This is a genomic window from Geodermatophilus sp. SYSU D00814 (assembly GCF_054050055.1).
On sequence record NZ_JBJGYP010000043.1, the window covers coordinates 1 to 26,303 of the forward strand.

Sequence of the window (26,303 nt, forward strand, 5' to 3'; positions counted from 1 at the left end):
CCCCCCCCGCCCCCGGGGGGGCGGGGGGGGGCACGGCAGGCACGCGCCGGTCAGGGACATCGACGGCTCGCCCGCCGGCCGGGTGGCACCCGGAGCGGCCTCCAGTCGAGCGCACCGCGCGCGGAGCGGTCCGCCGCCTCCGCGTCGGTGCGACGACGTCCTCCGCCAGGTGCCGTGCCCCCATCGCGCGGGGCTTGCTCCAGCGCCCCGAGCATCCAGTCGTGCACCAGCGGGGCGTCGGGCACGACGTCACCGTGCTGGCGCCGGTCGGGCACGACCGGCACAGACGCCGACAGGGGCGGCCCCGCGAGTGCGGGACCGCCCCTGTCGGGCGTTGCTGGTGTTACGAGGGGGCGGGACTCAGAAGTCCATGCCGCCCATGCCACCGTCGCCACCGGGGGCGGCCGCAGCGGCCTTCTCCGGCTTGTCGGCGATGACGGCCTCGGTGGTGAGGAAGAGCGCCGCGATGGAGGCGGCGTTCTGCAGCGCCGAGCGGGTGACCTTGGCCGGGTCGATGATGCCGGCCGAGACCAGGTCCACGTACTCGCCGCTGGCGGCGTTGAGGCCGTGGCCCACCTCGGAGTTGCGCACCTTCTCCGCCACGACGCCGCCCTCGAGGCCGGCGTTGACGGCGATCTGCTTCAGCGGCGCCTCGAGCGCGACGCGCACGATGTTGGCACCGGTGGCCTCGTCACCCTCGACGTCGAGCTTCTCGAACGCGACGGCGGCGGCCTGCGCCAAGGCGACGCCACCACCGGCGACGATGCCCTCCTCGACGGCGGCCTTGGCGTTGCGCACCGCGTCCTCGATGCGGTGCTTGCGCTCCTTGAGCTCGACCTCGGTCGCGGCACCGGCCTTGATGACGGCGACGCCACCGGCCAGCTTGGCCAGGCGCTCCTGCAGCTTCTCGCGGTCGTAGTCGGAGTCCGACTTCTCGATCTCGGCGCGGATCTGGTTCACCCGGCCGGCGATCTGGTCGCTGTCACCGGCACCCTCGACGATCGTCGTCTCGTCCTTGGTGACGACGACCTTGCGGGCGCGGCCGAGCAGCGAGACGTCGGCGGTGTCGAGCTTGAGGCCGACCTCCTCGCTGATGACCTGGCCACCGGTGAGGATGGAGATGTCGGCGAGCATGGCCTTGCGGCGGTCACCGAAGCCGGGGGCCTTGACGGCGACCGACTTGAACGTGCCGCGGATCTTGTTCACGACCAGGGTCGCGAGGGCCTCGCCCTCGACGTCCTCGGCGATGATGGCCAGCGGCTTGCCCGACTGCATGACCTTCTCCAGCAGCGGGAGCAGGTCCTTGACCGAGCTGATCTTGCTGTTGACGACGAGCACGTACGGGTCGTCGAGGACGGCCTCCATGCGCTCGGCGTCGGTGACGAAGTAGGGCGAGATGTAGCCCTTGTCGAAGCGCATGCCCTCGGTGAGCTCGAGCTCGAGGCCGAAGGTGTTGCTCTCCTCGACGGTGATGACGCCTTCCTTGCCGACCTTGTCCATCGCCTCGGCGATGAGCTCACCGATGGCGGTGTCGGCGGCGGAGATCGACGCGGTGGCGGCGATCTGCTCCTTGGTCTCGACGTCCTTGGCGGTCGAGAGGAGGTGCTCGGTGACCGAGGCGACGGCCTTCTCGATGCCCTTCTTCAGGGCCATCGGGTTGGCGCCGGCGGCGACGTTGCGCAGACCCTCGCGGACGAGCGCCTGGGCCAGCACGGTGGCGGTGGTGGTGCCGTCACCGGCGACGTCGTCGGTCTTCTTCGCGACCTCCTTGACCAGCTCGGCGCCGATCTTCTCCCAGGGGTCCTCGAGCTCGATCTCCTTGGCGATGCTCACACCGTCGTTGGTGATCGTGGGAGCGCCCCACTTCTTCTCGAGGACGACGTTGCGGCCCTTGGGGCCGAGCGTCACCTTGACGGCGTCGGCGAGGGTGTTCATGCCCCGCTCGAGGCCGCGGCGCGCCTCTTCCTCGAAGGCGATCATCTTGGCCATGTGGTGATGTCCTCCATGCATGGATCGCTGCACGGCCGGGACCGGCGCCCGCGACGGACGACACCGGCGCCGCGGACGCTCCTACGGCCCGCGTTCCGGTGCCTCACCGTTCCGACCTGATTGGCACTCGGCACTGTCGAGTGCCAATCCGAAGTCTGGCACTCGCCCCTGCCGAGTGCAAGAACGGGGGGTGGGGCCGGGCTGTTCCCGCGCCCGTCCCTCAGTCGTCGAAGCGGGCGAGGACCGCGGTGACCACGGCGCCGAGGAGGACCAGCGGCGCCAGCGGCAGCCAGCCGTAGGGCGACAGGCCGAGCAGGACGGCCCACGTCCAGCCGGCCTCCAGGTGCCCCTCGGAGGCGGTCAGCCCCACGGGACCGGCCCGGAGCCGGCGTGACCGCCGGCGAGCGTCAGCGCCACGGACACCGCGGCCAGCAGGACCAGGACGGCGGCGTGCGCGACCAGCACCGCCGGCGCCCGGCTGAGGGGTGCCGGTCTCCCGGGAACGGCGACGGCCCGGCCCCCGGGACGGGGACCGGGCCGCGGCTCGGTGCTGGGCAGCTCAGGCGACGCGCACGCCGTCGGCCTGGGGGCCCTTCTCGCCCTGGACGACCTCGAAGGTGACCCGCTGGCCCTCGTCGAGGCTCTTGTACCCGTCCATCTGGATGGCGGAGTAGTGGACGAAGACGTCCTGCCCGCCGTCGACGGCGATGAAGCCGAAGCCCTTCTCGGCGTTGAACCACTTCACGGTGCCCTGTGCCACGTGTGCTCCCACGTTCGTGCGTGCGGACGGTCCCCGTGATCCGGGGGCCGGGGTACAGCTCTCCCGCCCGTGGACACGTGCGTGGAACTGACGACCGCGCGAGACGGTACAACAGCGAGGTCGCCGCGGGGAGATCCTGGACACACGACCCGGCCACGATCCGGCGACGGGGTGACACCCGGCCGGATCGGCTCCCCGCAGACGGTACGCGTCAGCCGACGAGGCCCGCCGCCCGGGCCGACCGCAGCGACGGGTCGATCCGGTGGGTGGGGCCGACGACCGGCGTCAGCGGGTCGAGGGTCTTGAGGCCCTCGCCGGTGTTGAGGACGACGGTCTCCTGCGCCGGGTCCAGCCGCCCGTCCTCGGCCAGCTGCCGCAGGACGGCGACGGTGACGCCGCCGGCGGTCTCGGCAAAGACGCCGGTGGTGCGGGCGAGGTCGCGGATGCCCTGCACGATCTGCTCGTCGCCGACCCGCCCGACCGAGCCGCCGGTGCGGCGGATCGCGTCGAGCGCGTACGGGCCGTCGGCGGGGTTGCCGATGTTCAGCGACTTCGCGATCCCGGTGGGCTTGACCGGCTTGACGACGTCCCAGCCGTTGTCGAACGCGGTGGCGATCGGGTCGCAGCCGGCCGACTGGGCGCCGAAGACCCGCCACGGGGTGTCCTCGACGATCCCGGCGGCCACGAGCTCGCGGAAGGCCTTGTCCACCTTGGTCAGCAGCGAGCCCGACGCCATCGGGATGACGACCTGGGCCGGGATCCGCCAGCCGAGCTGCTCGGCGATCTCGTACCCCATCGTCTTGGAGCCCTCGGCGTAGTAGGGCCGCACGTTCTGGTTGACGAAGGCGGCGTCCTCGAACTCGTCGGTCTCCGCGAGCTCGCTGGTCAGCCGGTTGACGTCGTCGTAGGAGCCGTCGACGGCGACCAGCGTCTGGCCGTAGACCGCCGACTGCACGACCTTGCCCGGCTCCAGGTCGGCGGGGATGAAGACGTAGGAGGGCAGGCCGGCGCGGGCGGCGTGCGCGGCGACGGAGTTGGCGAGGTTGCCGGTGGAGGCGGCCGCGATCTTCGTGTAGCCCAGGCCTCGGGCGGCCGTGGCGGCCAGCGACACCACGCGGTCCTTGAACGAGTGCGTGGGGTTGCCCGAGTCGTCCTTGACCCACAGGCCACCGGTGAGGCCGAGCTCCGCGGCGAGCCGGTCGGCGCGCACCAGCGGGGTGAGCCCGGGGTCGAGGGTGACCCGGTCGGCGGGGTCCTGACCGACGGGCAGCAGCGCCGCGTAGCGCCAGATGTTCTGCGGGCCGGCCTCGATCTGCTCGCGGGTGACCGCGCGCATGCGCTCGGGGTCGTAGTCGACCTCCAGCGGGCCGAAGCACTGCGCGCAGGCGTGCTCGGCGACCAGGCCGGACGTGGCACCGCAGTTGCGACAGACCAGGCCGCGCGCGGGACTCGCGGGGACCCCGGTGGGGGGCGGGGCGGTCAGGGTCATGCGACGACTACCTCCTCATCTTCCCCGCGACGGGCCGTCGAGCCGCGCGGGACGGAATTGGCACCTTCCGCGCGCAGGTCGCGTGCGGCGGTTGCCGGGGCTTCACCGGGCCGTGTCCCTCTGCCCCTCTGGATGAGTGGAACGCCGCCGACTCTACCCACCCGGAGGACCCGGCCCGGCCGGCGGCACGGCCGGGCCGGCCCTCGACAGGACCCGGGTCACCGGCGCACCATGCGGACCCCCACCCACCCGCGAGGAGGGCCGTGCACCCCGGTCGCGGACACCGCAGCCCCTGGGCCGGGCCGGCCGTCGCGCTCGTCCTGGCCGTGACCGGCTGTGGGAGCGGGGACGCCGGGCCGGCCGCGGCGGCACCTCCTCCCGGCACGCCGGCGAGCAGCTCCGCCGCCCCGGCGCCCGGGCTGGCCGCCGTGGCCGGCGAGCCCGGCGCCGGACTGCACGGGAGGCTGCTGCAGTACCGGCGCGACGTGCCCGCCCGGCGCCTGCAGGTGGAGCTCGTCGCCGGCAACGCCGGCCTCGTCGTCGAGGCGCTCGACCTGGTCGCCCCGGGTGTGCCGACGGCACCGGCCGACCCGCGGGGCGCCGAGCTGCGCCCCGGCGCCGGGCTGGCGCTGCCCGTGGTGGCCGCCGCGAGCGACTGCGCGACCGCACCCGGCCCGCCGCACGGGGTGGTGCGGCTGCGCGACGCCACCGGGGCGCAGCGGCAGGTCGACGTCCCCCTCGACGACGGCGGCCTGGTCGCCCGGCTGCACGAGGCCGACTGCGCGGAGCAGGAACTGGCGAGGCAGGTCCGCATCGAGGCGAGCGGCGTCCGGGAGGTCGACGGCGCCGAGGGTCCCGCGCTGGACCTGACCGTGCGGCTGACCCGGCTGGCCGGCAGCGACCCGCTGCGGGTGACCGGGGTCGGGTCGAACACCGTGTACGCGGTGGACGCCACCGGCCCGCTGCCCACGCTGGACGACGAGCCCGCCGTCGAGGTGGTGCTGCGCATGCGGCCCTCGCGGTGCGACGTCCACGCCCTCGGCGAGAGCTACCGCACCGGGCTGGTCGGGCTCGTGGTCGCCCTCGGGGACGCCGAGCCGCGCCCGGTGGTGGTCACCCCCGACCCGGAGGTCCGGCGCCGGCTGGAGACGTTCGCGGTGGAGACCTGCCGGGCCGGTACGGACTGACGACGGCGGCAGGTGAGGATGGGCGGGTGGCAGCGCGCATCGTCTACACCGACCTCGACGGCACGATGGTCGGCCCGCGGGGGTCGTTCTGGCACGGCGCCGACGGCTCCCCCACCGCCGAGCCCGCGGCCGCGCTGCTGGAGCTGCACACCGCCGGCGTCGAGCTGGTCATCGTCAGCGGGCGCACCGCCGACCAGGTCACCGAGGCCGGCCGGATCTTCGCCGCCGAGGGCGCCATCGCCGAGCTGGGCTCGCTGGTCACCTGGCGCGGCGGTCGCGAGCGGCACCAGCTCACCGGCGCGCTGCCCGCCGAGTACGCCGGCCGCACGCCGATGGACGTGATGGCCGGGCTCGGCGTCGTCGAGGCGCTGTGCGCCGCCCACCCCGGCCGGCTGGAGTGGCACGCGCCCTGGCACGCCACGCACGAGGGCGACGCGCTGCTGCGCGGCTACGTCGACCCGGTCGCCGTCGACACCTGGCTCGCCGAGCGCGGCCTGGGCTGGCTGACCCTGCACGACAACGGCGCCATCCCGGCCTCGGCGCGGCTCCGGCTGGCCCCGGAGGGGCAGCTGGCGCGGGTCTACCACCTCATGCCGCGCGGCATCTCCAAGGGCGCCGCCATCGCCTGGGACCTGCAGCGGCGCGGCCTCGACCCCGCCGACGCGGTGGCGGTCGGCGACAGCGTGAGCGACCTGGACATGGCGTCGGCCGTCGGCCGGCTGTGGATCACCGCCAACGGGGCCGAGGTCGACGGCATGGCGGCGCTCCTGTCCGCCGTCCCGAACGTGTCGGTGACCGACGGGGCGATGGGCGTCGGCTGGGCCCAGGCGGTGAGAGCGAGCCTGTGACACCGCGGTCCTCCCGGACCGCCGACGGTCAGCTCGTGACGTCGCGGCGGGAGAAGTGGCGGAAGCCCAGCGCGGTGAACACCGCGACGTAGACCAGCGACTGCACCACCCCGCGGAAGAGGTCCGAGGAGTCGACCGGCGTCTGCAGCAGGTCGGTCCACGCGAAGGACTCGGCGGTGGGGAACCAGTCGCGGACGGCCCCGAGCTGCTCGACCTGGTCGAGGATCGAGAAGACGATCGTGGTGAACACCGCGCCGCCGACGGCGGCCAGCGGCGCGTCGGTGACGGTGGACAGCCAGAACGCCAGCGAGCCGACCACGAGCAGGTGCACCGACAGGTAGCCGAGCATCCCGGCCAGCCGCAGCAGCCCCTCGCCCTGCGGGAGGCTCACCCCGATCGGCGTGCGGATGTCGCCGAACCCGAACGCGATGCCGCCGGCCACCACCGCGACCAGGGCGAGGGTGAGCAGCGCGGCCACCGCGAGCACCAGCGCGGCCAGCCACTTCTGCCGGAGCAGCCGCATCCGCGGGACCGGGGTGGCCAGCGTGTAGCGCAGCGACCCCCACTGCGCCTCGCTCGCGACGGTGTCGCCGAAGAACAGCGCGTAGACCACGACGAGGAAGAACCCCGTCGTCGCGAACAGCACGAACAGCGTGAAGTTCAGCCCGCTGGAGGTGGCGACGTCGACCAGGTTGATCCGGCTGTTCTCCTGCGCGTCCTCGCTCGCGCCCAGCTGCAGCGCGGCGATGAGCACCAGCGGCAGCGCCACCATGAGCGCGAACACGCCGAGGGTGCGCCGCCGCTTGAACTGCCGGCGCAGCTCCACCGGCAGCCGCAGCGTGCGCTCGGGGCGGTAGCCGGCGACGGCGCCGGTGGGCTGGACGTGCTCGGTCGCGGTCACGACTCCCCCACGAGTGCCAGGAACGCGTCCTCCAGGCGGCGGCGCGGCGTGAACTGGTCGACGGCGACGTCGGCGGCCACCAGCGCCTGCAGCGCGGCCGCGCGGGAGGTCTGCGACCCCAGCTCGGCGACCAGGCCGTCGTCGGCGCGCTCGACGGTGACGCCCGGCAGCCCGGCCAGGACGGCGGCCGCGCGGTCGGCGTCGGCCGGGTCGGTCAGCCCCACCAGCACCGCGCCGCCGGCGCCGACGATCTCCTCGACCGTGCCCTGCGCGATCTTCTGCCCCTTGGCCATGACGACGACGTGGGTGCAGGTCTGCTCGATCTCGCTGAGCAGGTGGCTGGAGACGATGACCGTGCGGCCCGTGGCGGCGTAGGAGCGCAGCACCTCCCGCATGGCGTGGATCTGCGGCGGGTCGAGCCCGTTGGTCGGCTCGTCGAGGACCAGCAGGTCGGGCAGGCCCAGCATCGCCTGGGCGATGGCGACCCGCTGCCGCATGCCCTGGCTGTAGCGGCGGACCGGGCGGTCGATGGCGGCGCCGAGGCCGGCGACCTCGATCGCCTCGTCCATGTGCGCGTCCTCGACCGGCCGGCCGGTGGCCGCCCAGTACAGGGTGAGGTTGTCGCGTCCGGACAGGTGCGGCATGAGGCCGGTGCCCTCGACGAAGGAGCCCAGCCGCGACAGCACCGGGGCACCGGGCCCGGCGGCGTGGCCGAAGACGCTGATCCGCCCCTGCGTCGGGCGGATCAGGCCCATGAGCATCCGCAGCGACGTCGTCTTGCCCGCGCCGTTGGGCCCGAGCAGGCCCAGCACCTGGCCGCGGCGGACCTCGAAGGACAGGTCGCGGACGGCCACGAAGCCGTCCTTGTAGGCCTTGGTCACGCCCTCGAAGCGCAGCGGCACGTCCTCGCCGTCGGGCTCGACGGCCGAGGTGACGCGGCGGCGCCGGCGTCCCCACAGCACCGCGGCCGCCCAGCCGAGCAGCCCGAGGGCGACGACCGAGCCGAGCAGCCACCACCACCGCGAGGTGCCGCCGTCGGCCTGCGCCTGCCCCGCCACGGAGGGGACGGCGAGCACGCTGCCGCCGTCGCCGGCACCGGCCAGGGACACCGAGTAGACCCCCGCCTCGGCCGGCAGCGCGAAGGCCTGGTCGGTGGAGGAGACGACGACGCGCATCGTGTGGCCGGCCTCGAACCGGTGCACGATCCCCGGCAGCGTGACGGCGACCTCGGTGGGCGCGGCGGGGTCGGCCGACAGGCCGGTCAGCGACAGGGGCGCGACCAGCCCGCCGGGCAGCGTCTGGGCGCCGTCGGGGCCGACGTCGTAGAGCTTGGCGAACAGGGTCGCGGTGCCGGTGGGTGAGGCGACGGCGAGCTCGACGGTGGGCGCGCCGACCACCTCGACGGCCTCGTCGAGCGGCTCGGTGGCGAACGCGGCGAACTGGCCGGGGATCTCGACGGCGGCGCCGCCCAGCGCCGAGGCCAGCGCCCCGAGGCCGGGGACGGTGGTGATGGCCGCGGGCGTGCCGCCGGCCGGGGTGACCACCGGCTGCAGCGGGCCGTCGAGGGCGAGCTCGGTGCGCGCGGTGGGCCCGGTCCCCTCCAGGCCGGGGTAGGCGTCGGCGACGACGCTCTGCGTGCCGCCCTGGACGCTGCCGAGGGTGTTGCCCAGGCCGCTGGGCACGGGGAACTCGAAGCCGGTGCCGGGGTCCGCGCCGCGGGCCGGGTCGTCCTCGTCGCGCAGGTGCCAGGAGAACCAGCCGGCGACGAGGTCGCGCAGCTCGGCGGTCTCCCGCTCGGAGGCCTGGGAATCGTGGCCGCCGGCGTACCAGACGACCTTCACCGGGGTGCCGGTGGCGGCGATGCCGCGGGCGTTGGCGTCGGCCTGGCCGAGGCCGAACAGCGAGTCCTCGGTGCCCTGGACCAGCAGGGTCGGCGCGGTGATGCGGTCGAGCACGGCCGCCGGGCTGCTGCGGTCGAGCACCGCGGCGACCTCGGGGGTGAGCGTCCCGGTGGCCGCGGCGGCCTGGTAGGCGGCGCAGATGTCGGCGCGGAACCGGCCGCAGGTCAGCGCCTGCTCCACCGCGGCGGGGTCGACCGTCGAGAGGTCGACCGGCAGGTCCTCCAGGGAGGGGGCCGAGGCGGGCGCGGCGGCCGCGCCGTCGCCGGTGGCGGCGGTGTCGCTGCCGCCGTCCTCGGCCCCGGCGGCGCCGTCCCCGCCGCCGAGGGCGTCGAGCAGCCCGCCGCCGGGGACCGACCCGACGCCGAAGAACAGCCCGGCCCACAGCCGCTTGTAGACGCCGGTGTCGGCGGCCTGCGGGGTGGCGGCGGGCGTGGCGAAGTCGGCGGTGCCGGTCTGGGAGGGGAACAGCGCGGCGGTCAGCGAGTTCCAGGTGATCTGCGGCGCGATGGCGTCGACCCGGTCGTCGTAGGCGGCGCCGAGGAGCGACAGCGCCCCGCCGTAGCTGGCCCCGGCGACGCCGACCCGCGGGTCGCCGACGCCGTCGAGGAGGACGTCGTCGCGCCCGGCGAGCAGGTCGAGCAGCGTGGAGAGGTCGGCGACCTCGTAGCGGGGGTCGTCGAGGCCGATCTGGCCGGTGCTCGCGCCGAACCCGCGCGCGGAGTACGTCAGGACGACGAAGCCGCGGCCGGCGAGGTCGCGGGCGTCGTCGGCCACCGACTGCTTGCTGCCGCCGAAGCCGTGCGCGAGCACGACCGCCGGCGCGGGGGCGTCCGCGGTGGCCGACCCGGGCAGGTACAGCGTGGTGTCGAGCTCGACGGCGTCGGCACCGGAGCCGGAGGGGACCCGGGCGTCCTCCGTGCGCACCTCCTCGGCCGCGACGGCGGTCGCCGGGGCCCACGCGAGCAGGGTGCCGGTGACCAGCAGGGCGAGGAGGGCGCCGAGCGTCGTGCGGGCGCCGGGGCGCGGGCGAGGACGCACGGGCCCGCGGACGGGACGCACGAAGCGGCCAACGGACGGTCCCGCGCCGGTGTTCCGGCGGTGTCCGGCCGGGGTGCGGCGGGGTCCGGTCAGGGCCGCCACTCGCCGGTGACGACGACGACCAGGCCGGGGTCGGCCACGCCGGGCACCTCGAAGAAGCGCTCCGCCGGGCCGCCGACCACGCCGGGGAAGGCCGCCATGAGCTGGACCGCCGACTGCTGCTGCTGCTCGTCGCCGGCGGTCACGAAGACGGTGGTGACCGCGACGCCGGGCCCCTCGTACTGGCCGATCCCGTTGGACTCCCAGCCCTGCGCGCGGAAGGCGTCGGCGGCGTCGCCGGCCAGCCCGCTGACGTCGGTGGCGTTGAGCACGGTCACCGGGACGCGGACCGGGGTGCTGGGCGCCTGCGCGACCGGGGGCAGCGGTTCCACCGACAGCTCCGGGAGGGCGCCGCTGGGGGCGGCGACGCTCGCCGGTGCCGAGGTCTGCGGAGGCGTGCTGGTGGAGCCGGCCTCCTGCGTCGCCGAGGACGTGAAGCTGTACACGCCGAGCACCACCAGGGCGACCACCACGACGGCGAGCAGCGCCGGCACGGTCCGGCCCCGGCGCGGCGGGGCGTCCTCCTCGGCGGTCGCCGCGGCCCGCAGCGCGGCGCGGGAGACCCCGGCCCGGCGCGCGGCCTTGCGGCGCTCGGACTCCATCGCCTGCCGCTCGGCCTCGCGCGCCTGGCGCTCGGCCCGCATCGCGGCGCGGTTGCCGACGACGCCGGTGTCGCTCGAGAGCCCGGTGGACGGGCCGGTGTCCGGCTCCGGCGTCCGGGACCGCTCACCCCGCCGGACGTCGCGGTCGGGGATGGCCTCGGTCAGCGGCGCGGCGGCGCGCCCGCGGGCGACCTCGCGGTCGGGGATCGCCTCGGTCAGCGGGGCCGCCGCGCGTCCCCGGGCGACCTCGCGGTCGGGGATCGCCGCGGTGGCTGGGGCGGCCGGCGGGGCGACGGGCGCGGCGGCCGGGGCGGGGGCGAGGGCGGCCGGCGGGGCCGCGGGTGCGGCGGCCCGGGCGGCCTGCGGTGCGCGGCCGCCCGCGGCCGGGCGGGCCGGCAGGTCCCACGGGTCCAGCGGCGCAGCGGCCGGCGCGGGGGTGTCGAGCTGGGGGGTCGGCACGGCCTGGAAGGGCGCGACCGTGGTGAGCGGGGCGGCCGGGCGGGCCGGGGCCGCCGGCGCCGCCGCGGCCTGCGGGGCGGGCGGGGACACCGACGGCGGCGCGGGCAGCCGCGCGGCGGTCGGCGGGACGAGCGGCGGCGGGGCCGCCGGCCGCGCGGGTGCCGGTCGCTGCGGCACCGGCGCCGGGCGGGCGGCCCGCTCGACCGGCACGGGAGCCTGGCGGGTGGCGCCGTCGGCCGGCGGGCGGGGCGCCGCGGCCGGGCGCGCGGGCTCGCTGGGGCGGGCGGGGACTGCCGGCCGGCCCGGCCGGCCGGTCAGCGGGCGGCCGCGGTCGGTCTCGTCCCCCAGCAGCGCGTCGCGCCGGCGCTCGGCGCGGCTGCGCAGCGGCCCGGTCAGGGTCGGGGCGTCGCCCCAGTCGGTGCCGTCGGGCGTGCCAGAACCGTCGGGGACGGACTGCCCGGGGGCGGGGTCGGTGCGCCGGCGTCCACCGGCCACCGGGGCGGACGGCCGGTCCGGTTGGTCACCACCTGACGCCGCGTGCCTGCCCACGGTGACCAAATCTAGATGGCCGACGGGTCCTTGCCCAGGAGGGACGGAGAACGACGCTGGCGTCGCGCGCTGCGCAGGCGGCGCAACCGGCGGACCAGCAGCGGGTCGGCCTCGAGCGCGGCCGGGCGGTCGACCAGGGCGTTGAGCACCTGGTAGTACCGGGTCGGGGGCAGTCCGAACTGCTCGCGGATGGCCGTCTCCTTGGCGCCCGGGTGGCGCCACCACTGCCGCTCGAAGGCCAGCATCTCGTGCTCGCGCCGGGTCAGGCCCGCAGGCTGCGCGGGCTCGTTCCCGGACGCCGTGCCCCCCGGCGGGGAGACCGCGGGGACGGGGTCGGGGGTCATGGGAGGGGTCCGTTCGATCGGGGGGAAGCCGTCACCGACGACGGTATGCCCGCCGGCCGACGTTTTCAGCGTGTCGCGCCCGCGTCAGGCCGCCGCCACCACTCGCTCGGCCGCGGCCCGGCGGCCGGCCGCCCGGGCGGTGCGCAGGCTGTCGACGGTGAACACCGCCAGCGCGGCCCAGACGATCGCGAAGCCGACGAGGCGGGCGGGCGGCATCGGCTCGTGGAATACGAAGACGCCGATCGCGAGCTGCATCAGCGGCGTCACGTACTGCAGCAGCCCCACCGTCGACAGCGGGATCCGGCGGGCGGCGGCGGCGAACAGCAGCAGCGGCACTGCCGTCGCGATCCCCGAGGCCATGAGCAGCAGCAGGTGGCCGGTCCCCTCCGAGCCCGCGGTGCCCCGCCCGGTGGCCTGCAGCACGGCCAGGAAGACCAGCGCCGGCAGGAACGCCACCGCCGTCTCGACGAACAGCCCCGGCGCGGCCTCGACGCGGACCAGCTTCTTGAGCAGGCCGTAGCCGCCGAAGGTGGCGGCCAGCGAGAGCGCGATCCACGGCGGGCGGCCGTAGTCCCAGGTCAGCACCGCGACGGCGACGGCGGCCAGCGCCACCGCCGCCCACTGCAGGGGCCGCAGCCGCTCGGCGAAGACGACGACGCCCAGCAGCACGCTGACCAGCGGGTTGATGAAGTAGCCGAGCGAGGTCTCGACGACGTGGCCGGAGTTGACGCCGTAGACGAACACCAGCCAGTTGGCGGCGATGAGCACCGAGGCGCCGGCGAGGACGAGCAACGTGCGACGGTCGGTGACCGCGGCCCGGACCAGCGCCCAGCGGCGCAGCGCCGTCAGCAGCAGGGCGACGAACAGCAGCGACCAGACGACCCGGTGGGCGACGATCTCCACGCCGCCGGCGGGCTCGAGCAGCGGGAAGTACAGCGGGAAGCAGCCCCACAGCAGGTAGGCGGACAGGCCCGCCGCCGTCCCCAGCCGCCGCTCGTCCACGAGCGGCACCGTACGCCCGGCCCGGCGGCGTCCGGCCGGGCCGGGCCGGGGTGTCAGCCGGTCTGGATGTAGTCGACGAGGTGGGCGCGCTCCTCCTCGAGCTCGTCGAGGCGGGCCTTGACGACGTCCCCGATGGACACGATGCCGAGCAGCCGGCCGTCCTGGGTGACGGGGACGTGCCGCACCCGCAGGTCGGTCATCGTGCGGGCCAGGTCGTGCACCGAGGCGGTGGGCGGGCAGGTGTGGACGTCGGCGGTCATCAGCGCCGACACCGGGCCGTCGAGCACCGGCGGACCCGACTCGTGCAGCCCCCGGACGACGTCGCGCTCGGAGACGATGCCCTCGACGGTGCTCCCCGTCGAGGAGACGACCAGCGCGCCGATGCCGTGGTGGGCGAGCAGCGTGAGCGCGTACCGCACGCTGGCGGCGGGGTCGACGGTGACCACGTCGGGACCCTTGCGGCGGAGCAGCTGGGAGATCTGCACGGGAGCCTCCTCACCTGTCGGTGCGGCAGTCTGCACCCGGCCGGGACCGCGCGGCAACGTCCCCCGGCGTACGGGACGGAACCGTCCCCACGGGTGGACGGACGGGCCTACCGTCGACGTGTGCGCACCACCCGGCACGACGCCGCCACGGCGGCGTCCCCCTCGCCCCTCCAGTGGCTCCGCTACGCCTTCGGCGGCGGTCTGCCGCGCGACCTGTCGGCCTGGGTGCTGTCGGACACCACCCGGCCCGGGTGGGTCCGCCGGCACGTGACCCGCTCGCTGGTGCAGCTCTCGCCGCTCGTCGTCGTCTGCCTGGTCGCCGTCCCCATGGCGCTGGCCTACCGCGCGACCGCCGCCTTCGGCGGCCTGCTCGTCGGGCTGATGTACTCGCTGGCCTTCATGGTGGAGACCACCGAGCACCGGGTGGCCAAGGCCGGCTACCCCGCCGGCACCGCCGCCCGGCTGCGCGAGGAGCGCGCCGAGCGGCGCCGCACCGCGCGGGTCGAGGAGCGCTTCCCCTACCGGGTCGGCGGGTCGGGCAGCTTCGACTGAGCCGACGGGGGGACTCGAACCCCCAACCGCCCGATTACAAGTCGGGTGCGCTACCAGTTGCGCCACGCCGGCGGGACACCGGGAACGAGTCCCGGGACAAGGATAGGGACACCGCCAGGGACGACTCCGCCGTGTCGGGTGCCGTGGTCCCGCGCCGGCGCGGACTCGACCCGCGCCGCACCGGCGAGGGACCTGCGCCGGCCGCTGCCCGGCACGACCTCCGGCAGCGGACCGGGTGTCAGCGGTAGCAGTACGAGTCGCTGGAGGCGTCGCCGCCCTGCAGCCGCACCTGGTGCGGCCGCAGGCCGCGCCAGTCGGAGCCGCTCGGGAAGAACCGCTCGTCGAGGGTCATCCCGCCGGCCTGGGGGTCGGTGTCGATCTTGGCCATCCACGAGCCGCAGCCGTCCGGGAAGAACTGGTCGTCCCAGGCGCCGTAGAGCGAGTTGGTCACGTAGACCCGCCTGCCGTCCCGGCTGACCTCGACCATCTGCGGGCCGCCGGCCAGCGGCTCACCCGGCGCCGCCGGGTGCGCGGTCCTCCGGACGATGCCACCGAGGTGGACCGAACCGACCTCGCGCGGGTGCGCCGGGTCGGTGACGTCGTACTGCCTGAGCTCGCCGATGCCCCAGCAGGACACGTAGAGCATCCGGTCGTCGACCGACAGGTCGATGTCGGTGACGAGCGGCGGCACCGCCGAGAACGGCTTCAGCGCCGGCGGCAGGTCGTCCGGGTCGGCGGGCTGGGCGGGGATCGTGATGACCTGCTCGGCCCTCCACTCCTCACCGTCGCGGAACCAGCGCCACACCGACGCGGACAGGTCCGCGGTGGAGACGACGACCCCGACGAAGCCCCAGGTGGCGTCCGGGTCGTGGGAGGGCCGCAGCTCGAGCACCATCTGGTGCTCCGCGCCGAGGTCGACCGTCTGCACGTGCCGGCCCCCGGCGAGGTCCCAGAAGTGCAGAGCGTGTCCGTACTCCCCCCCGAGGAGCAGCTCGGGGACCAGCCCGTCCTCCACCATCGCCGGGGTGCCCCACTCGCTGGAGACCAGCGTGTTCTGGTTGAGGTGCCACCAGGCGTCGTAGGCCAGGTACTGCGGACCGCGGTCGGTCTCCCAGGCCCGCAGGACGTCGAAGGTGCTGTGGTCCAGCAGCGCGATCCCGCCGGGGCCGTCGTCGCTGTCGCCGCTGCCCAGGCAGGTGAGGAAGACGCCGTCCGGGCCGCAGTGCAGGGTGTGCGGCCGCGAGTAGCCGGCCTTCCCGGCCAGCTCCTCCGCGGCGATGGTCTTGTGCAGCCGCGGCGAGCGCGGGTCGGGGTGGGTGTCGTAGACGTGCACGTTGGAGCTGCGCAGGCCGGGCAGCAGCAGGTAGCGGCGCTGCAAGCCGTCGTGGCCCGTGTCGTGGCCCTCGTGCTGGAGCGCGCTGGAGCAGGCGTTCCAGCCGAAGTGGTGCAGCTCGTCGCCGACCGTGGGCAGCTCCGCCCAGCCGACCAGCTGTCCGTAGGTGGGGGAGTCCGGGTCGGTGTCGACGACGGTGAGCGCATCCGGCCTCTGCCCGGCGCGGTCGAAGGCGACCACGTAGGCCAGTTGCTCGGTCGGCGCGGCGATCGCGTCGGCGGCGCTGCGGTAGAAGGTGGGATCCATCCGGTGCGTCGACTCGCTCATCGTCGGCCGCCTCTGGCTCGCTCGTCCTCCCGAGCGAGTCTGCGCCGCTCGGGACCGACTGTCCACGGGTCACGGCCCGCCCGGCCGCCACGCGTAGTGGACGTCGGGCTCGCGCTCCTCGTTGCCCGAGCCGTCGGTCTCCTCGACGGCGCGGAACCCGTGCCGCTCGTAGAACCGCCGGGCGGGCGCGTTGACCCGGAACGTCCACAGCTGCAGGCCAGCGGGCTGCCGCCGCTTCGCCAGCGCGACGAACCGGTCGCCGATCCCCCGGCCGCGCCGGGCGGGGTCGAGGTACAGCTGGTCGAGCCAGCCGTCGGAGAGCGCGAGCAGGCCGACGACGGCGCCGGCGTCCTCGGCCACCCAGGTGTCGTGCCGCGGCAGCAGCACGTCGCGGGCCCAGCCGCGGACCTCGTCGTCGGTGTGCGCGCGCCGCACCGTCGGCAGCGCGGCGGAGGAGGAGCGCAGCCACACGTCGGCGACCGCGGCGGCGTCCGCGGGGACGGCGGGGCGCAGCAGGACGGGATCGACGGGCACGGCGCTGGAGGGTGCCAGGGCGGCGGGCGGACATCGACCGGTTCGGGTCCAGCCGCACCCCGCCCGGCCGATCCTGACGGGGTGGCACCGACCGACGACGAGGCCGCCCTCCTGCCGCTGGACCGCGCCCAGCTCGACGCGCTGCGGGAGCACGTCGAGGCACTGCTCGGGGACGACGGCTGCGACCAGACCCGCCGCGCCACCGACGCCTGGGCGGCGAGCCACGGCATCGCCCTCGACCGGCTGCACGAGGGCCTCGAGGAGTTCGGTGGGTTCTGCGACTGCGAGGTCGTGATGAACGTCGACCCCGCCGTCGTCTTCCCCGCCGTCGTCTTCCCGGCCGTCGGTCAGGCCGCGGAGGGCCCCTCGCTCAGGTAGCCGGCCGGGTCGGTGCGCGGCGAGGCCTCGGCCAGCCAGCGGGCGAACCCGGCGGGATCGCGGCGCTCGAGCTCGTCGAGGGTCTCCTGGCGGCGGCGCACGATCGACTGCCGCGCCGCCGGGTGCAGCTGCCCGGCCAGCGCCGTCGTCGTGCCGAGCCACTCCCGGCCCAGTGCCGCGGTCGACAGCGTCGCCACCGGCGGCAGGTAGGTGACCGTGCCGACGGTCTCCCCCGGCCGGGCACCGGTCAGGGGCGACGGGGCCGCGGCCGGCGGCGCCCCTGTGGCGGGCGGCTCGGCGGCCGGGGCGGCGTCACGCCGCGGCGGGCGCCCGGTGCGCAGCAGCCACAGCCCGAGCCCGCCGACGGTGAGCACCGCGCCGGCGAGCACGGTGAGCACCGGTCCGCCCACCGCCGCCGTTCCGGACAGGAACAGCAGCACCCCGATGGTGGCCGCGCCGACGCGCCAGGCCGCCTCGAGGGGAGAGAGGCGGTCGAAGATCCCGAGATCGGCGCGCGGGTCGGCCGAGGACTCGCGGGCCACCCCGGCGGCCAGGCAGGCGGTGACGACGGAGGCCAGACCCACGGCGAGCAGCCCGGGGGGTCGAAGCGCCAGCCCGCCGACGACGGCCACCGCCGTCGCGGTGAGGGCGGCCAGCCCCAGGAGCAACCGGGCGGGGACTCCGCGGTCGGACACGAGCAGCCTCCAGGAACGCAGGCCGGGCAGGGGTCCCCACCCGCTCCGCGAGGACCGGCCGGGACCCCCCTCTACCCAGCGACGGTCCGGCCGCACACCGTGCACGGCGTGTCGCGGCGCGCCCGGCAGGATCGCCGCCCGTGGGGACCTCCGTCGTCGAGCTCGGCCCGCGCCTGGTCGTCGTCCTGGTGCTGCTCACCGGGCTGGCGGCGGCCGGCGGGCGGCTGTCGGGGCTGGGACAGGATCGGCCGGTCGTCGTCGCCGCGCTGCGCGCCACGGTCCAGCTGGCGGCGGTGTCGGCGGTGGTGCTGCTGGTGGTGGGCTCGCTGTGGCTGTCGGCGGCGTTCGTCCTGCTCATGGTCACCGTCGCGGCGGGGACCGCGGCCGGGCGGGTCACCGGCCTGCCGCTGCGCGCCCCCGGGACGGCCCGGCGGACGGCCACGGCGGCGCTCGCGGTGGCCGGCGGCGCGCTGCCGGTGGTCGCGCTGGTGCTGGCCAGCGGGACGGTGCCGCTGCGCGGCGCGGCGGTCGTCCCGGTCGCCGGGATCCTCGTCGGCGGCGCGATGACGGCGACGTCGCTGGCCGGACGGCGGCTGCGCGAGGAGCTCACCACCCGCCGCGGCGAGGTCGAGGCGGCGCTCGCGCTGGGCCTGCTCCCCCGCGACGCCGTCCTGGAGGTGGGCCGCGCCGCGGCCGCCACCGCGCTCCTCCCGCCGCTGGACCAGACCCGGACCGTGGGGCTGGTCACCCTGCCCGGCGCCTACGTCGGCGTCCTGCTCGGCGGCGGCAGCCCGCTGGCCGCCGGCGCCGCGCAGCTGCTCGTCCTCGTCGGCCTGCTGGCCGTGCAGGTGGCCGCGATCTGGATCGTCACCGAGCTGGTCGCCCGCGACCGGCTGCTGCCCGGCCTCCCCCGCTGACCGCGCCCAGACACCTCACAGCCGACCCGCAGCGCCCGGTCAGACGCCCGGCCGACAGTCGGTCCCGAGGCGGCGGAGCGCCGCCACGCGAGGAGGACCACCACCATGAACGGCACCCCGTACCCGACTCCCCAGCCGCAGCAGCCGGCGCAGCCGCAGCAGCCGGCCGGTGCGACCCCGGGGTGGAACCCGCCGCCGTCCGGCGGCTCCTGGTACCCGACGGCGCCGACCGCCACCGCCACGCTGCCGCCCCCTGCCGTGCCCCCCACCGTGCCCCCCGTCGCGCCGCCGGCCCCGGAGCACCGCCGCGCCGGCCGGCTGCGCATCGGCGTCGCGGGCCTGCTGGCCGGCGCCCTCATCGGCGGCGGCACGGGGGCCGGCGTGGTCGCCCTGACCGACGACGGCGGCAGCGGCGGCAGCGGCGCCGCCACGGCCCAGTCGGTCGTCATCCAGGACCCGGAGAACGCCACCGCCGTCACCGCGGCCGCGGCCAAGGCCGCGCCGAGCGTGGTGACCGTCTACGTGACCAGCGGCTCGGGCTCGGGCAGCGGCTCGGGCGTCGTGCTCACCGAGGACGGCTACGTCCTGACCAACAACCACGTGGTCAGCCTCGACGGGAGCACCACCGGCGCGACCGTGCAGGTGCGCACCGCCGACGGCACGCTGCACGACGCGACCGTCGTGGGCACCGACCCGACCTCCGACCTGGCCGTGCTCCGGCTCGACGGCGCCGACGGGCTGACCCCGGCCACCTTCGCCGACTCCGACGACGTGCAGGTCGGCGACCTGGCCGTGGCCATCGGCGCGCCGCTGGGCCTGTCCGACACCGTCACCGACGGGATCATCAGCGCCACCGACCGCGCGGTGGCCACCGGCTCCACCCAGGACGACGCCACCGTGCTCGACGCCCTGCAGACCGACGCCGCGATCAACCCGGGCAACTCCGGCGGCGCGCTGGTCAACGCCTCGGGCGAGGTCGTCGGCATCAACACCGCCATCGCCTCGGTCGCCTCCGGCGCGCCCGGCTCCTCGGGGCAGAGCGGCAACATCGGCGTCGGCTTCGCCATCCCGAGCAACGTGGCGCAGCGCATCGCGCAGGAGATCATCGACACCGGCACGGCCACCCACGCCGTCCTCGGGGTCCGCGCGCAGACCGCCACCGACGGCCCCACCAGCGAGGTCGGCACCGGCGCGCAGCTGGCGCAGGTCGAGGCGGGCAGCCCCGCCGCGGACGCCGGGCTGCAGGCCGGTGACGTCGTGACCGCCGTCGGCGACCGCGCCGTCACCACCTCCACCGAGCTCACCGCCGCCGTCCGCAGCTCCGCCCCCGGCGACCGGGTGACGCTCACCGTCGAGCGCGGCGGGCAGACGACGACGGTCGAGGTCACCCTCGGCGGCAGCGCCGGCTGACCTGCGAGCCCGCGATCGGCACCCTCCCGCGCCGCCTAGGCTCGGGAGGGTGTCGTCGTCCTGGAGGCCGCCGGTGAGCGTCCCGCTGACCTCCTCGCTCGACGACCCCGCCCGCGCCGAGGGGCTGCGCCGCATGAAGCGGCTGGCCACCGGGCTGTTCGGGCTGGCCGCGGCGGTGTTCCTGGCCTGCGTGCTGCTCGGTGAGGACGCCGGCCCGTGGGTGGGCTACGTGCGGGCCACCGCCGAGGCCTCCATGGTCGGGGCGCTGGCCGACTGGTTCGCCGTCACCGCGCTGTTCCGGCACCCGCTGCGGATCCCGATCCCGCACACGGCGATCATCCCGCGCAAGAAGGACCAGATCGGGGCGAGCCTGGGCACCTTCGTGCAGGAGAACTTCCTGACCCGCGCCGTCGTCGAGGACAAGCTCGCCACCGTCGACGTCCCCCGCCGGCTCGGCGACTTCCTCGCCGCCCCCGGCCGCGCGCAGCGGCTGGCCGGCGACGCCGCCGCCGCGCTCACCGGGGTGACCGACCTGCTCCGCGACGACGACGTGCAGGACGCCGTCGCCGGGCTGGTCGACCGCAAGCTGCACGAGACGCCCGCCGCGCCGGTGCTCGCCCGGGTGCTGGAGCTCGTCGTCGACGGCGACCGGCACCAGGAGGTGCTCTCGGCGGCGCTGCGCTACCTGGCCCGCTTCCTGGAGGAGAACCGGATCGTCTTCCGCGCCCAGCTCGGCGACGCATCGCCCGCATGGGTGCCCGACTGGGTCGACGACCGGGTGTTCGACCGCGTCTTCGCCGCGCTGCAGGGCTTCCTGCACGAGGTCGGCGCCGAGCGCGACCACGAGCTGCGGCGGGTCTACGACGCCCGGCTGCGCGCCTACGTGCACGCGCTGCGCACCGACCCCGACACCGCCGCGGGCGTCGAGGCGTTCAAGAAGCAGCTGCTCGAGCACCCGGCGGTGCGCACCTGGTCCTCGTCGCTGTGGACCAACGCCAAGACGGCGTTCCTCACCGCGGCCGCCGACCCCGACTCCGAGCTGCGCGCCCGCGTGGCCGGGCTGATCGTCGACGCGGCTCGGCTGCTGCAGACCGACCCGCGGGTGCGCGAGCGGGTGCAGCGGCAGTCGGTGCGGGTGGCCGGCTACCTCGTCGAGCGGTTCGCCGGCGACCTCGCCGACGTCGTCGGCACCACCGTGGCGCGGTGGGACACCGAGGAGACCAGCCGGCGCATCGAGCTGCAGGTGGGCCGGGACCTGCAGTTCATCCGGATCAACGGCACTGTCGTCGGCGGGCTGGCCGGACTGGTGATTTACAGCGTCGCCCAGCTGCTCGGGTGAGCCGGGCGATGATCAGGTGACCTGATCGTGCGGCGTCCTCCCACACGTCCCACCGTGAGGGAGGACGCCCGACGATCAGGGACCCTGATCCCGGCGGGGCCTCAGCCGCGGGCCTGCGCCGCCGCGTAGAGGGCGATGCCGGCGGCGACGCTGACGTTGAGCGACTCGGTGTCGCGGGCGATGGGGATGCGCACGACGACGTCGCAGCGCTCCCGCACCAGCCGCGACAGGCCGGTGCCCTCGGCGCCGACCACGAGCGCGACCGGGTCGGCGAACCCGTCGTACTCGTGCAGCTCCATGTCGCCGTCACCGGCCAGGCCCACCGTCTGCAGGCCAGCGTCCTGGTAGGACGCGAGCGCGCGGGCCAGGTTCACCGCGCGCGCCACGCGCAGCCGGGCGGCCGCGCCGGCGCTGGTGCGCCAGGCCGAGGCGGTCATCCCGACCGCGCGCCGCTGCGGCACGACGACGCCGTGCGCGGCGAACGCGGCCGCCGAGCGCACCACCGCGCCGAGATTGCGCGGGTCGGTGACGCCGTCCATGGCGACCACCAGCGGCGGGCGGCCGGAGTCGCGCGCGAGGTCGAGCAGGTCGTCGGGGTGGGCGTAGTCGTAGGGCGGGACCTGCAGGCCGATCCCCTGGTGCAGCGCGCCGCCCGACATCCGGTCGAACTCGGCCTTGCCGACCTCCAGCAGCGGGAGCCCGCGGTCGCCGGCCAGCTGCACCGCCTCGGCGACCCGCTCGTCGGTGCGGGCCGCGTCGCCGGTGACCACGTAGAGGGCGCTCGCCGGGATCTCCGCCCGCAGCGCCTCCACCACCGGGTTGCGGCCCAGCAGCAGCTCGGGCGCCTCCTCGGCGCGCTGCCGGCTGCGGTCGCGGTCGGCCCGCCGCCGGGCGTCGGCCTGCGCGCGGCGCTGCGCGGGGTGGCCCTTGCGCATCTCGGCCGGCGGGGTGGCCCCGCGGCCGGCCAGTGCCCGCCGGTTCTTGCCGCCGGTGCCGGCCGTGGCGGTCTTCTTGCCGGCGCCGCTCGTGCGGCCGCGGCGCTGGCTGTTGCCGGCCATCAGCGGGTCAGCTCCCATCGGGGTCCCTGCGGGGTGTCCTCGACCTGCACGCCCATGTCGGCGAGCCGGTCGCGCACGGCGTCGGCCGCCGCGTAGTCCTTGCGGGCGCGGGCGGCCTGCCGCTGCTCGAGGGCCAGCCGCACCAGCCCGTCGGTGACCTCGGCGAGCCGGCCGTCGCCGCCGCCGGCCCACCGCGGGTCGAGCGGGTCCAGGCCCAGGACGCGCAGCATGGCGCGGACCCGGCCCAGCGCCGCGGCGGCCGCGGCGTCGTCGCCCTCGGCCAGGGCGGTGTTGCCCTGCCGGACGGTCTCGTGCACGACGGCGACGGCGGCCGGGGTGCCCAGGTCGTCGTCCATGGCCGCCCGGAAGTCATCCGGCAGCCCGGCCGGCTGCTCGGCGCCCACCCGCTCGGCGGCCCGCTGCACGAACGACTCGATCCGCCGGTAGGCCGACCCGGCCTCCTCCAGCGCCGCGTCGGTGAACTCGATCGTCGAGCGGTAGTGCGGGGTGACCAGGTAGTAGCGCAGCTCCACCGGGCGCACCCGGCGGACGACCTCGTCGACCAGCGCGGTGTTGCCCAGCGACTTGCTCATCTTCTCACCGCCCAGGGTGACCCAGCCGTTGTGCACCCAGTACCGGGCGAAGCCGTGCCCGACGGCGTGCGACTGGGCCTGCTCGTTCTCGTGGTGCGGGAAGCGCAGGTCCAGCCCGCCGCCGTGGACGTCGAAGTCCGGCCCGAGATAGCGCTCGGCCATCGCGGAGCACTCCAGGTGCCACCCGGGCCGCCCGCGGCCCCACGGCGTGGCCCAGCCGGCGGTGTCGGGCTCGCCGGGCTTGTGCGCCTTCCACAGCGCGAAGTCGCGCGGGTCGCGCTTCTTCTCGTCGGTGTCGGTGTCGGCCGCGGGCTCCAGGTCGTCCATCTTCTGCCGGGTCAGCGCGCCGTACCCGGGGAAGGAGCGCACGTCGAAGTAGACGTCGCCGTCGACGGCGTAGGCGTGCCCGCGCTCGACGAGCCGGGCGATGAACTCGACCATGTCGGGCACGTGCCCGGTGGCCCGCGGCTCGTAGGTGGGCGGCCGCACGCCCAGCGCCTCGTAGGCGCGGGTGCTGGCCAGCTCGTTCTCGTAGGCCCACGCCCACCACGGCACGCCGTGCTCGGCGGCCTTGGCGAGGATCTTGTCGTCGATGTCGGTGATGTTGCGGACCAGCGTGACCTCGGTGCCGTGGCCCTGCTCCAGCCAGTTGCGCAGCAGGTCGAAGACCAGCCCGGCCCGCACGTGCCCGAGGTGCGGCGGACCCTGGACGGTGAGCCCGCAGACGTACATGGAGGCCTCTCCGGCCCGCAGCGGCGTGAAGTCGCGGACCGCACGGGCGGCCGAGTCGTAGAGGCGGAGGCTCACCGCGGGGAGTCTACGGATCCCGCCCGGACCACCAGCGCCGTCGCGAGAGCCGCCCGGCCCTCCCCCCGGCCGACCAGGCCGAGCCCGTCGGTGGTGGTCGCCGTGACGCTCACCGGCGCCCCGAGGGCCGCCGACAGCGCCGCCTCCGCCTCCGCCCGGCGCGGGCCGAGCTTCGGCGTGGGCGCCACGAGCTGCACGACGGCGTTGCCCACCCGCCAGCCGGCGGCGGTCAGCGTCTCGCGGACGTGCTCGAGGACGGCGACGCCGCGGGCGCCGGCCCAGCGGGGGTCGTCGGTGCCCAGCAGCCCGCCGATGTCGCCGAGGCCGGCCGCCGACAGCACCGCGTCGGTGAGCGCGTGCGCGACGACGTCGCCGTCGGAGTGCCCGGCGCAGCCGTCGGCACCGGGCCACGACAGCCCGGCCAGCCAGCACTCCCGGCCGGCCTCGACCGGGTGCACGTCGACGCCGAGCCCGACCCGCGGCAGCTCGCTCACCGGGCCACCTGCAGCCCGGCCAGGTGCAGGTCGTGCGGCACGGTGACCTTGGCGGCGCGCTCGTCGCCGTCGACCGTGCCGACGGCGACCCCGGCGGCGCGCACCACCGCGGCGTCGTCGGTGAGCTCGACGCCCTCCTCCAGCGCGGCGTAGGCGGCCACGAGCACCGCCCGGTCGAAGCCCTGGGGGGTCTGCACCCGCCGCAGCGAGGCACGGGGGACGGCGGCGGTGACCGTGCCGGCCTCGTCGACGACGACGGTGGTGTCGACGACCGGCAGCACCGGGACGACGGCCGGGGCGCCGGCGGCGAGGGCGGCCAGTACCCGGGCGACGACGTCGGGCGGGGTGAGCGGGCGGGCGGCGTCGTGCACGAGGACGGCGTCGGCGGCGGGACCGGCGGCGGCCAGGCCGGCGCGCACCGAGGCGGTGCGGGTGGCCCCGCCGTCGACGAGCTGCACGGTGCCGGGCAGCGCGGCGGCGAAGGCGGCCCGGTCGGCGGCGGGCACCACGACGACGACCTCGGCGACCCCGCCGGCGAGCAGGCTCTCCACCGCCCACGCGACCAGCGGCCGGCCGGCGAGCGGGACCAGCGCCTTGGGCAGGTCGGCCCCCAGACGCGAACCACTCCCGGCCGCTGCGACGATGCCGACAGCGGACACGGGAGTGGCCGGGTGGTGCGGGAGTGCCGAGGCGGAGCTCAGCTGGCGAGGACCTCGTCGAGCAGGACCTCGGCCTTGTCCTCGTTGGTGCCCTCGGCGAGCGCGAGCTCGCTCACCAGGATCTGACGGGCCTTGGACAGCATCCGCTTCTCGCCGGCGGAGAGACCACGGTCCTTGTCGCGGCGCCACAGGTCGCGGACGACCTCGGCCACCTTGTTGACGTCGCCGGAGGCCAGCTTCTCGAGGTTGGCCTTGTAGCGGCGCGACCAGTTGGTCGGCTCCTCGGTGTGCGGGGCCCGCAGGACCTCGAACACGCGGTTGAGCCCGTCCTGACCGACGACGTCGCGGACGCCGACGATCTCTGCGTTGTCGGCCGGCACGCGCACGGTCAGGTCGCCCTGGGCGACCTTCAGCACGAGGTAGGCCTTCTCTTCGCCCTTGATGACCCGCGTCTCGATCGCCTCGATCAGAGCGGCACCGTGGTGCGGGTAGACGACGGTCTCGCCGACAGTGAAGCCCATGTGTGTGTGACCCCTTTCGCTGTACCCAGGTTAGCACGGCAGACTGACGCCCGGAACGGCGCGACGGCGGATAAGTGCAGGTCAGAGGCCTGGTGAAGTCCGGAGAAGGGGTTGACAGAGGCGTGGTCGGTGTGCGTGCACGGCCCGCCCGCGGCGCCTCGGTGGGCGCCCTCGTGCGCGCCACGCACGCGCCCCCGGCGGCCGCGGTCACCGTCGTCGCGACCCTGCTGGCGGTCGCCGCGCAGGTGCCGCCGGCCCGGGTGCTGCTCGTCGGGCTGGCCGTCCTCGCAGGTCAGGCGTCCATCGGCTGGAGCAACGACTGGCTCGACGCCGACCGCGACCGCGCCGTCGCCCGCGCCGACAAGCCCGTCGTGCAGGGCGCGGTCGACCCCGCCGTGCTGCGCGCAGCGGCGCTCGCGGCGGCCGCGGTCGCCGTCGTCCTGTCCCTCGCGCTCGGCTGGCTGCCCGGCCTGCTGCTGCTGGTGCTGGTCGCGAGCGGCTGGGGCTACAACGCGGGTCTGAAGCGGACGGTGCTGTCGGGACTGCCCTACGTCACCGGCTTCGGCGCCCTGCCGGCGGGGGTGGTGGCCGCCGCGCCCGGCGCCCCCCTGGCGCCGTGGTGGCTGACGGTGGCGGGGGCCGCGCTCGGCGCCGCCGCGCACCTGGCCAACGTGGCGCCCGACATCGCCGACGACCTCGCCACCGGGGTGCGCGGTCTGCCGCACCGCCTGGGCGCGACCGGGTCGGCGGCGCTCGGCGCGGTGCTGCTGGGTGCCGCCACGCTCGTGCTCGTGCTGGGCCCGGACGGGCCGCCGGCGTGGTGGGGCTGGGCGGGCCTGGCGCTGGCGGTGCCCGCGGTCGCCGTCGCCGGGCTGGCCGGCCGGCCGGGTCTGCGGCGGGTGGCCTTCCCCGCGGTGCTGGTGCTGACCGTGCTCGACGTGGTGCTGCTGGTGCTCGGCGGGGGGGGGGGGGGGGGGGGGGGGGGGGGGGGGGGGGGGGGGGGGGGGGGGGGGGGGGGGGGGGGGGGGGGGGG

At 76.2% G+C, this 26,303-nt stretch carries 26 protein-coding genes, 1 tRNA gene and 1 riboswitch; of the genes, 8 read left to right on the forward strand and 19 right to left on the reverse strand.

Going from position 1 to position 26,303, the window contains the following annotated elements; translation table 11 throughout:
* Positions 1-360: 360 nt before the first annotated feature.
* The 4 genes from groL to thrC all read right to left on the reverse strand — a co-directional run bounded on the left by groL (position 361) and on the right by thrC (position 4,238).
* Entirely contained in the window at positions 361-1,989 is a 1,629-nt protein-coding gene (gene groL / locus ACI780_RS22430) for a chaperonin GroEL (protein WP_456872787.1), read from the reverse strand.
* A 220-nt stretch (positions 1,990-2,209) separates the two neighbouring features.
* The gene (locus ACI780_RS22435; protein ID WP_457005840.1) at positions 2,210-2,359 is read right to left on the reverse strand and encodes a hypothetical protein; all 150 of its coding nucleotides are present in this window, start codon (positions 2,357-2,359) and stop codon (positions 2,210-2,212) included.
* 189 nt (positions 2,360-2,548) lie between these two features.
* Entirely contained in the window at positions 2,549-2,749 is a 201-nt protein-coding gene (locus tag ACI780_RS22440; protein ID WP_089405184.1) for a cold-shock protein, read from the reverse strand.
* Positions 2,750-2,960: 211 nt separating this feature from the next.
* Positions 2,961-4,238 carry a threonine synthase gene (gene thrC, locus ACI780_RS22445; RefSeq protein ID WP_457005841.1) on the reverse strand — a complete coding sequence of 426 codons (1,278 nt, stop codon included), beginning with the start codon at positions 4,236-4,238 and terminating at the stop codon, positions 2,961-2,963.
* A gap of 12 nt (positions 4,239-4,250) precedes the next feature.
* Positions 4,251-4,377: riboswitch (SAM riboswitch) on the reverse strand.
* A gap of 124 nt (positions 4,378-4,501) precedes the next feature.
* Here thrC and ACI780_RS22450 point away from each other — a divergent pair.
* Positions 4,502-5,425 carry a hypothetical protein gene (locus tag ACI780_RS22450; protein WP_457005842.1) on the forward strand — a complete coding sequence of 308 codons (924 nt, stop codon included), beginning with the start codon at positions 4,502-4,504 and terminating at the stop codon, positions 5,423-5,425.
* A gap of 26 nt (positions 5,426-5,451) precedes the next feature.
* Positions 5,452-6,273, forward strand: a complete 822-nt coding sequence (locus ACI780_RS22455) for an HAD family hydrolase (RefSeq protein WP_456872783.1) — start codon at positions 5,452-5,454, stop codon at positions 6,271-6,273.
* Positions 6,274-6,301: 28 nt separating this feature from the next.
* On the opposite strand, the gene ACI780_RS22460 is transcribed toward ACI780_RS22455, so the two are convergent.
* The 6 genes from ACI780_RS22460 to ACI780_RS22485 form a co-directional block, all read right to left on the reverse strand.
* Complete coding sequence (locus tag ACI780_RS22460; protein WP_456872782.1) at positions 6,302-7,174, reverse strand: ABC transporter permease; 873 nt, start codon at positions 7,172-7,174, stop codon at positions 6,302-6,304.
* Complete coding sequence (locus tag ACI780_RS22465) at positions 7,171-10,113, reverse strand: alpha/beta fold hydrolase (RefSeq protein ID WP_457005843.1); 2,943 nt, start codon at positions 10,111-10,113, stop codon at positions 7,171-7,173. The genes ACI780_RS22460 and ACI780_RS22465 overlap by 4 nt, the downstream gene beginning before the upstream one ends.
* 89 nt (positions 10,114-10,202) lie before the next feature.
* Positions 10,203-11,768 carry a LytR C-terminal domain-containing protein gene (locus ACI780_RS22470; protein WP_457005844.1) on the reverse strand — a complete coding sequence of 522 codons (1,566 nt, stop codon included), beginning with the start codon at positions 11,766-11,768 and terminating at the stop codon, positions 10,203-10,205.
* A 65-nt stretch (positions 11,769-11,833) separates the two neighbouring features.
* Positions 11,834-12,166 carry a DUF3263 domain-containing protein gene (locus tag ACI780_RS22475; RefSeq protein ID WP_457005845.1) on the reverse strand — a complete coding sequence of 111 codons (333 nt, stop codon included), beginning with the start codon at positions 12,164-12,166 and terminating at the stop codon, positions 11,834-11,836.
* A gap of 84 nt (positions 12,167-12,250) precedes the next feature.
* A complete protein-coding gene (rarD, locus tag ACI780_RS22480) occupies positions 12,251-13,168 on the reverse strand; it encodes an EamA family transporter RarD (RefSeq protein ID WP_456872779.1) in 918 nt (305 codons plus the stop codon).
* Positions 13,169-13,221: 53 nt separating this feature from the next.
* Positions 13,222-13,653 (reverse strand): CBS domain-containing protein, encoded by a 432-nt coding sequence (locus ACI780_RS22485; protein ID WP_456872778.1) that lies wholly within the window; start codon positions 13,651-13,653, stop codon positions 13,222-13,224.
* A 120-nt stretch (positions 13,654-13,773) separates the two neighbouring features.
* Between ACI780_RS22485 and ACI780_RS22490 the strand changes: the two genes are divergently transcribed.
* Entirely contained in the window at positions 13,774-14,205 is a 432-nt protein-coding gene (locus ACI780_RS22490) for a DUF5313 family protein (RefSeq protein ID WP_456872777.1), read from the forward strand.
* On the opposite strand, the gene ACI780_RS22495 is transcribed toward ACI780_RS22490, so the two are convergent.
* From ACI780_RS22495 to ACI780_RS22505, 3 genes are all read right to left on the reverse strand, one after another.
* A tRNA-Thr gene (locus ACI780_RS22495) sits at positions 14,205-14,277 on the reverse strand. The two genes, ACI780_RS22490 and ACI780_RS22495, sit on opposite strands and share 1 nt — an antisense overlap.
* A gap of 166 nt (positions 14,278-14,443) precedes the next feature.
* On the reverse strand, positions 14,444-15,865 hold the full coding sequence (locus tag ACI780_RS22500) for a selenium-binding protein SBP56-related protein (protein WP_457005846.1): 1,422 nt from the start codon (positions 15,863-15,865) through the stop codon (positions 14,444-14,446).
* A gap of 69 nt (positions 15,866-15,934) precedes the next feature.
* Positions 15,935-16,399, reverse strand: a complete 465-nt coding sequence (locus tag ACI780_RS22505) for an N-acetyltransferase family protein (RefSeq protein ID WP_457005847.1) — start codon at positions 16,397-16,399, stop codon at positions 15,935-15,937.
* Positions 16,400-16,480: 81 nt separating this feature from the next.
* On the opposite strand from ACI780_RS22505, the gene ACI780_RS22510 reads away from it, so the two are divergent.
* Positions 16,481-16,777 carry a DUF2695 domain-containing protein gene (locus ACI780_RS22510; protein WP_456872774.1) on the forward strand — a complete coding sequence of 99 codons (297 nt, stop codon included), beginning with the start codon at positions 16,481-16,483 and terminating at the stop codon, positions 16,775-16,777.
* Here the strand turns inward: ACI780_RS22510 and ACI780_RS22515 are convergent.
* On the reverse strand, positions 16,747-17,472 hold the full coding sequence (locus ACI780_RS22515; protein WP_457005848.1) for a hypothetical protein: 726 nt from the start codon (positions 17,470-17,472) through the stop codon (positions 16,747-16,749). The genes ACI780_RS22510 and ACI780_RS22515 overlap by 31 nt on opposite strands.
* Before the next feature lie 140 nt (positions 17,473-17,612).
* Here ACI780_RS22515 and ACI780_RS22520 point away from each other — a divergent pair, with 140 nt between their 5' ends.
* From ACI780_RS22520 to ACI780_RS22530, 3 genes are all read left to right on the forward strand, one after another.
* Positions 17,613-18,389: an ABC transporter permease gene (locus tag ACI780_RS22520; RefSeq protein WP_457005849.1), complete on the forward strand. Its 777-nt coding sequence runs from the start codon at positions 17,613-17,615 to the stop codon at positions 18,387-18,389.
* Positions 18,390-18,494: 105 nt separating this feature from the next.
* On the forward strand, positions 18,495-19,799 hold the full coding sequence (locus ACI780_RS22525) for a S1C family serine protease (protein ID WP_457005850.1): 1,305 nt from the start codon (positions 18,495-18,497) through the stop codon (positions 19,797-19,799).
* A 73-nt stretch (positions 19,800-19,872) separates the two neighbouring features.
* Positions 19,873-21,138 carry a DUF445 domain-containing protein gene (locus ACI780_RS22530; protein WP_457005851.1) on the forward strand — a complete coding sequence of 422 codons (1,266 nt, stop codon included), beginning with the start codon at positions 19,873-19,875 and terminating at the stop codon, positions 21,136-21,138.
* 101 nt (positions 21,139-21,239) lie between these two features.
* Here ACI780_RS22530 and rlmB read toward each other — a convergent pair whose 3' ends face one another.
* From rlmB to ACI780_RS22555, 5 genes are read right to left on the reverse strand one after another with little or no spacing between them, the layout of a single operon-like run.
* Positions 21,240-22,214, reverse strand: a complete 975-nt coding sequence (gene rlmB, locus ACI780_RS22535) for a 23S rRNA (guanosine(2251)-2'-O)-methyltransferase RlmB (protein WP_456872769.1) — start codon at positions 22,212-22,214, stop codon at positions 21,240-21,242.
* Positions 22,196-23,596 carry a cysteine--tRNA ligase gene (cysS, locus tag ACI780_RS22540; RefSeq protein ID WP_457005852.1) on the reverse strand — a complete coding sequence of 467 codons (1,401 nt, stop codon included), beginning with the start codon at positions 23,594-23,596 and terminating at the stop codon, positions 22,196-22,198. Before cysS ends, rlmB begins: the two co-directional genes overlap by 19 nt.
* Positions 23,593-24,090 (reverse strand): 2-C-methyl-D-erythritol 2,4-cyclodiphosphate synthase, encoded by a 498-nt coding sequence (gene ispF / locus ACI780_RS22545; protein ID WP_456872767.1) that lies wholly within the window; start codon positions 24,088-24,090, stop codon positions 23,593-23,595. Before ispF ends, cysS begins: the two co-directional genes overlap by 4 nt.
* A complete protein-coding gene (gene ispD, locus ACI780_RS22550; protein ID WP_456872766.1) occupies positions 24,087-24,749 on the reverse strand; it encodes a 2-C-methyl-D-erythritol 4-phosphate cytidylyltransferase in 663 nt (220 codons plus the stop codon). The genes ispF and ispD overlap by 4 nt, the downstream gene beginning before the upstream one ends.
* A gap of 38 nt (positions 24,750-24,787) precedes the next feature.
* Positions 24,788-25,270, reverse strand: a complete 483-nt coding sequence (locus ACI780_RS22555; RefSeq protein ID WP_073418385.1) for a CarD family transcriptional regulator — start codon at positions 25,268-25,270, stop codon at positions 24,788-24,790.
* A gap of 131 nt (positions 25,271-25,401) precedes the next feature.
* Here ACI780_RS22555 and ACI780_RS22560 point away from each other — a divergent pair.
* Positions 25,402-26,303, forward strand: a 902-nt coding sequence (locus ACI780_RS22560) for a UbiA family prenyltransferase (protein ID WP_457005853.1), incomplete at its 3' end; no start/stop codon positions are given.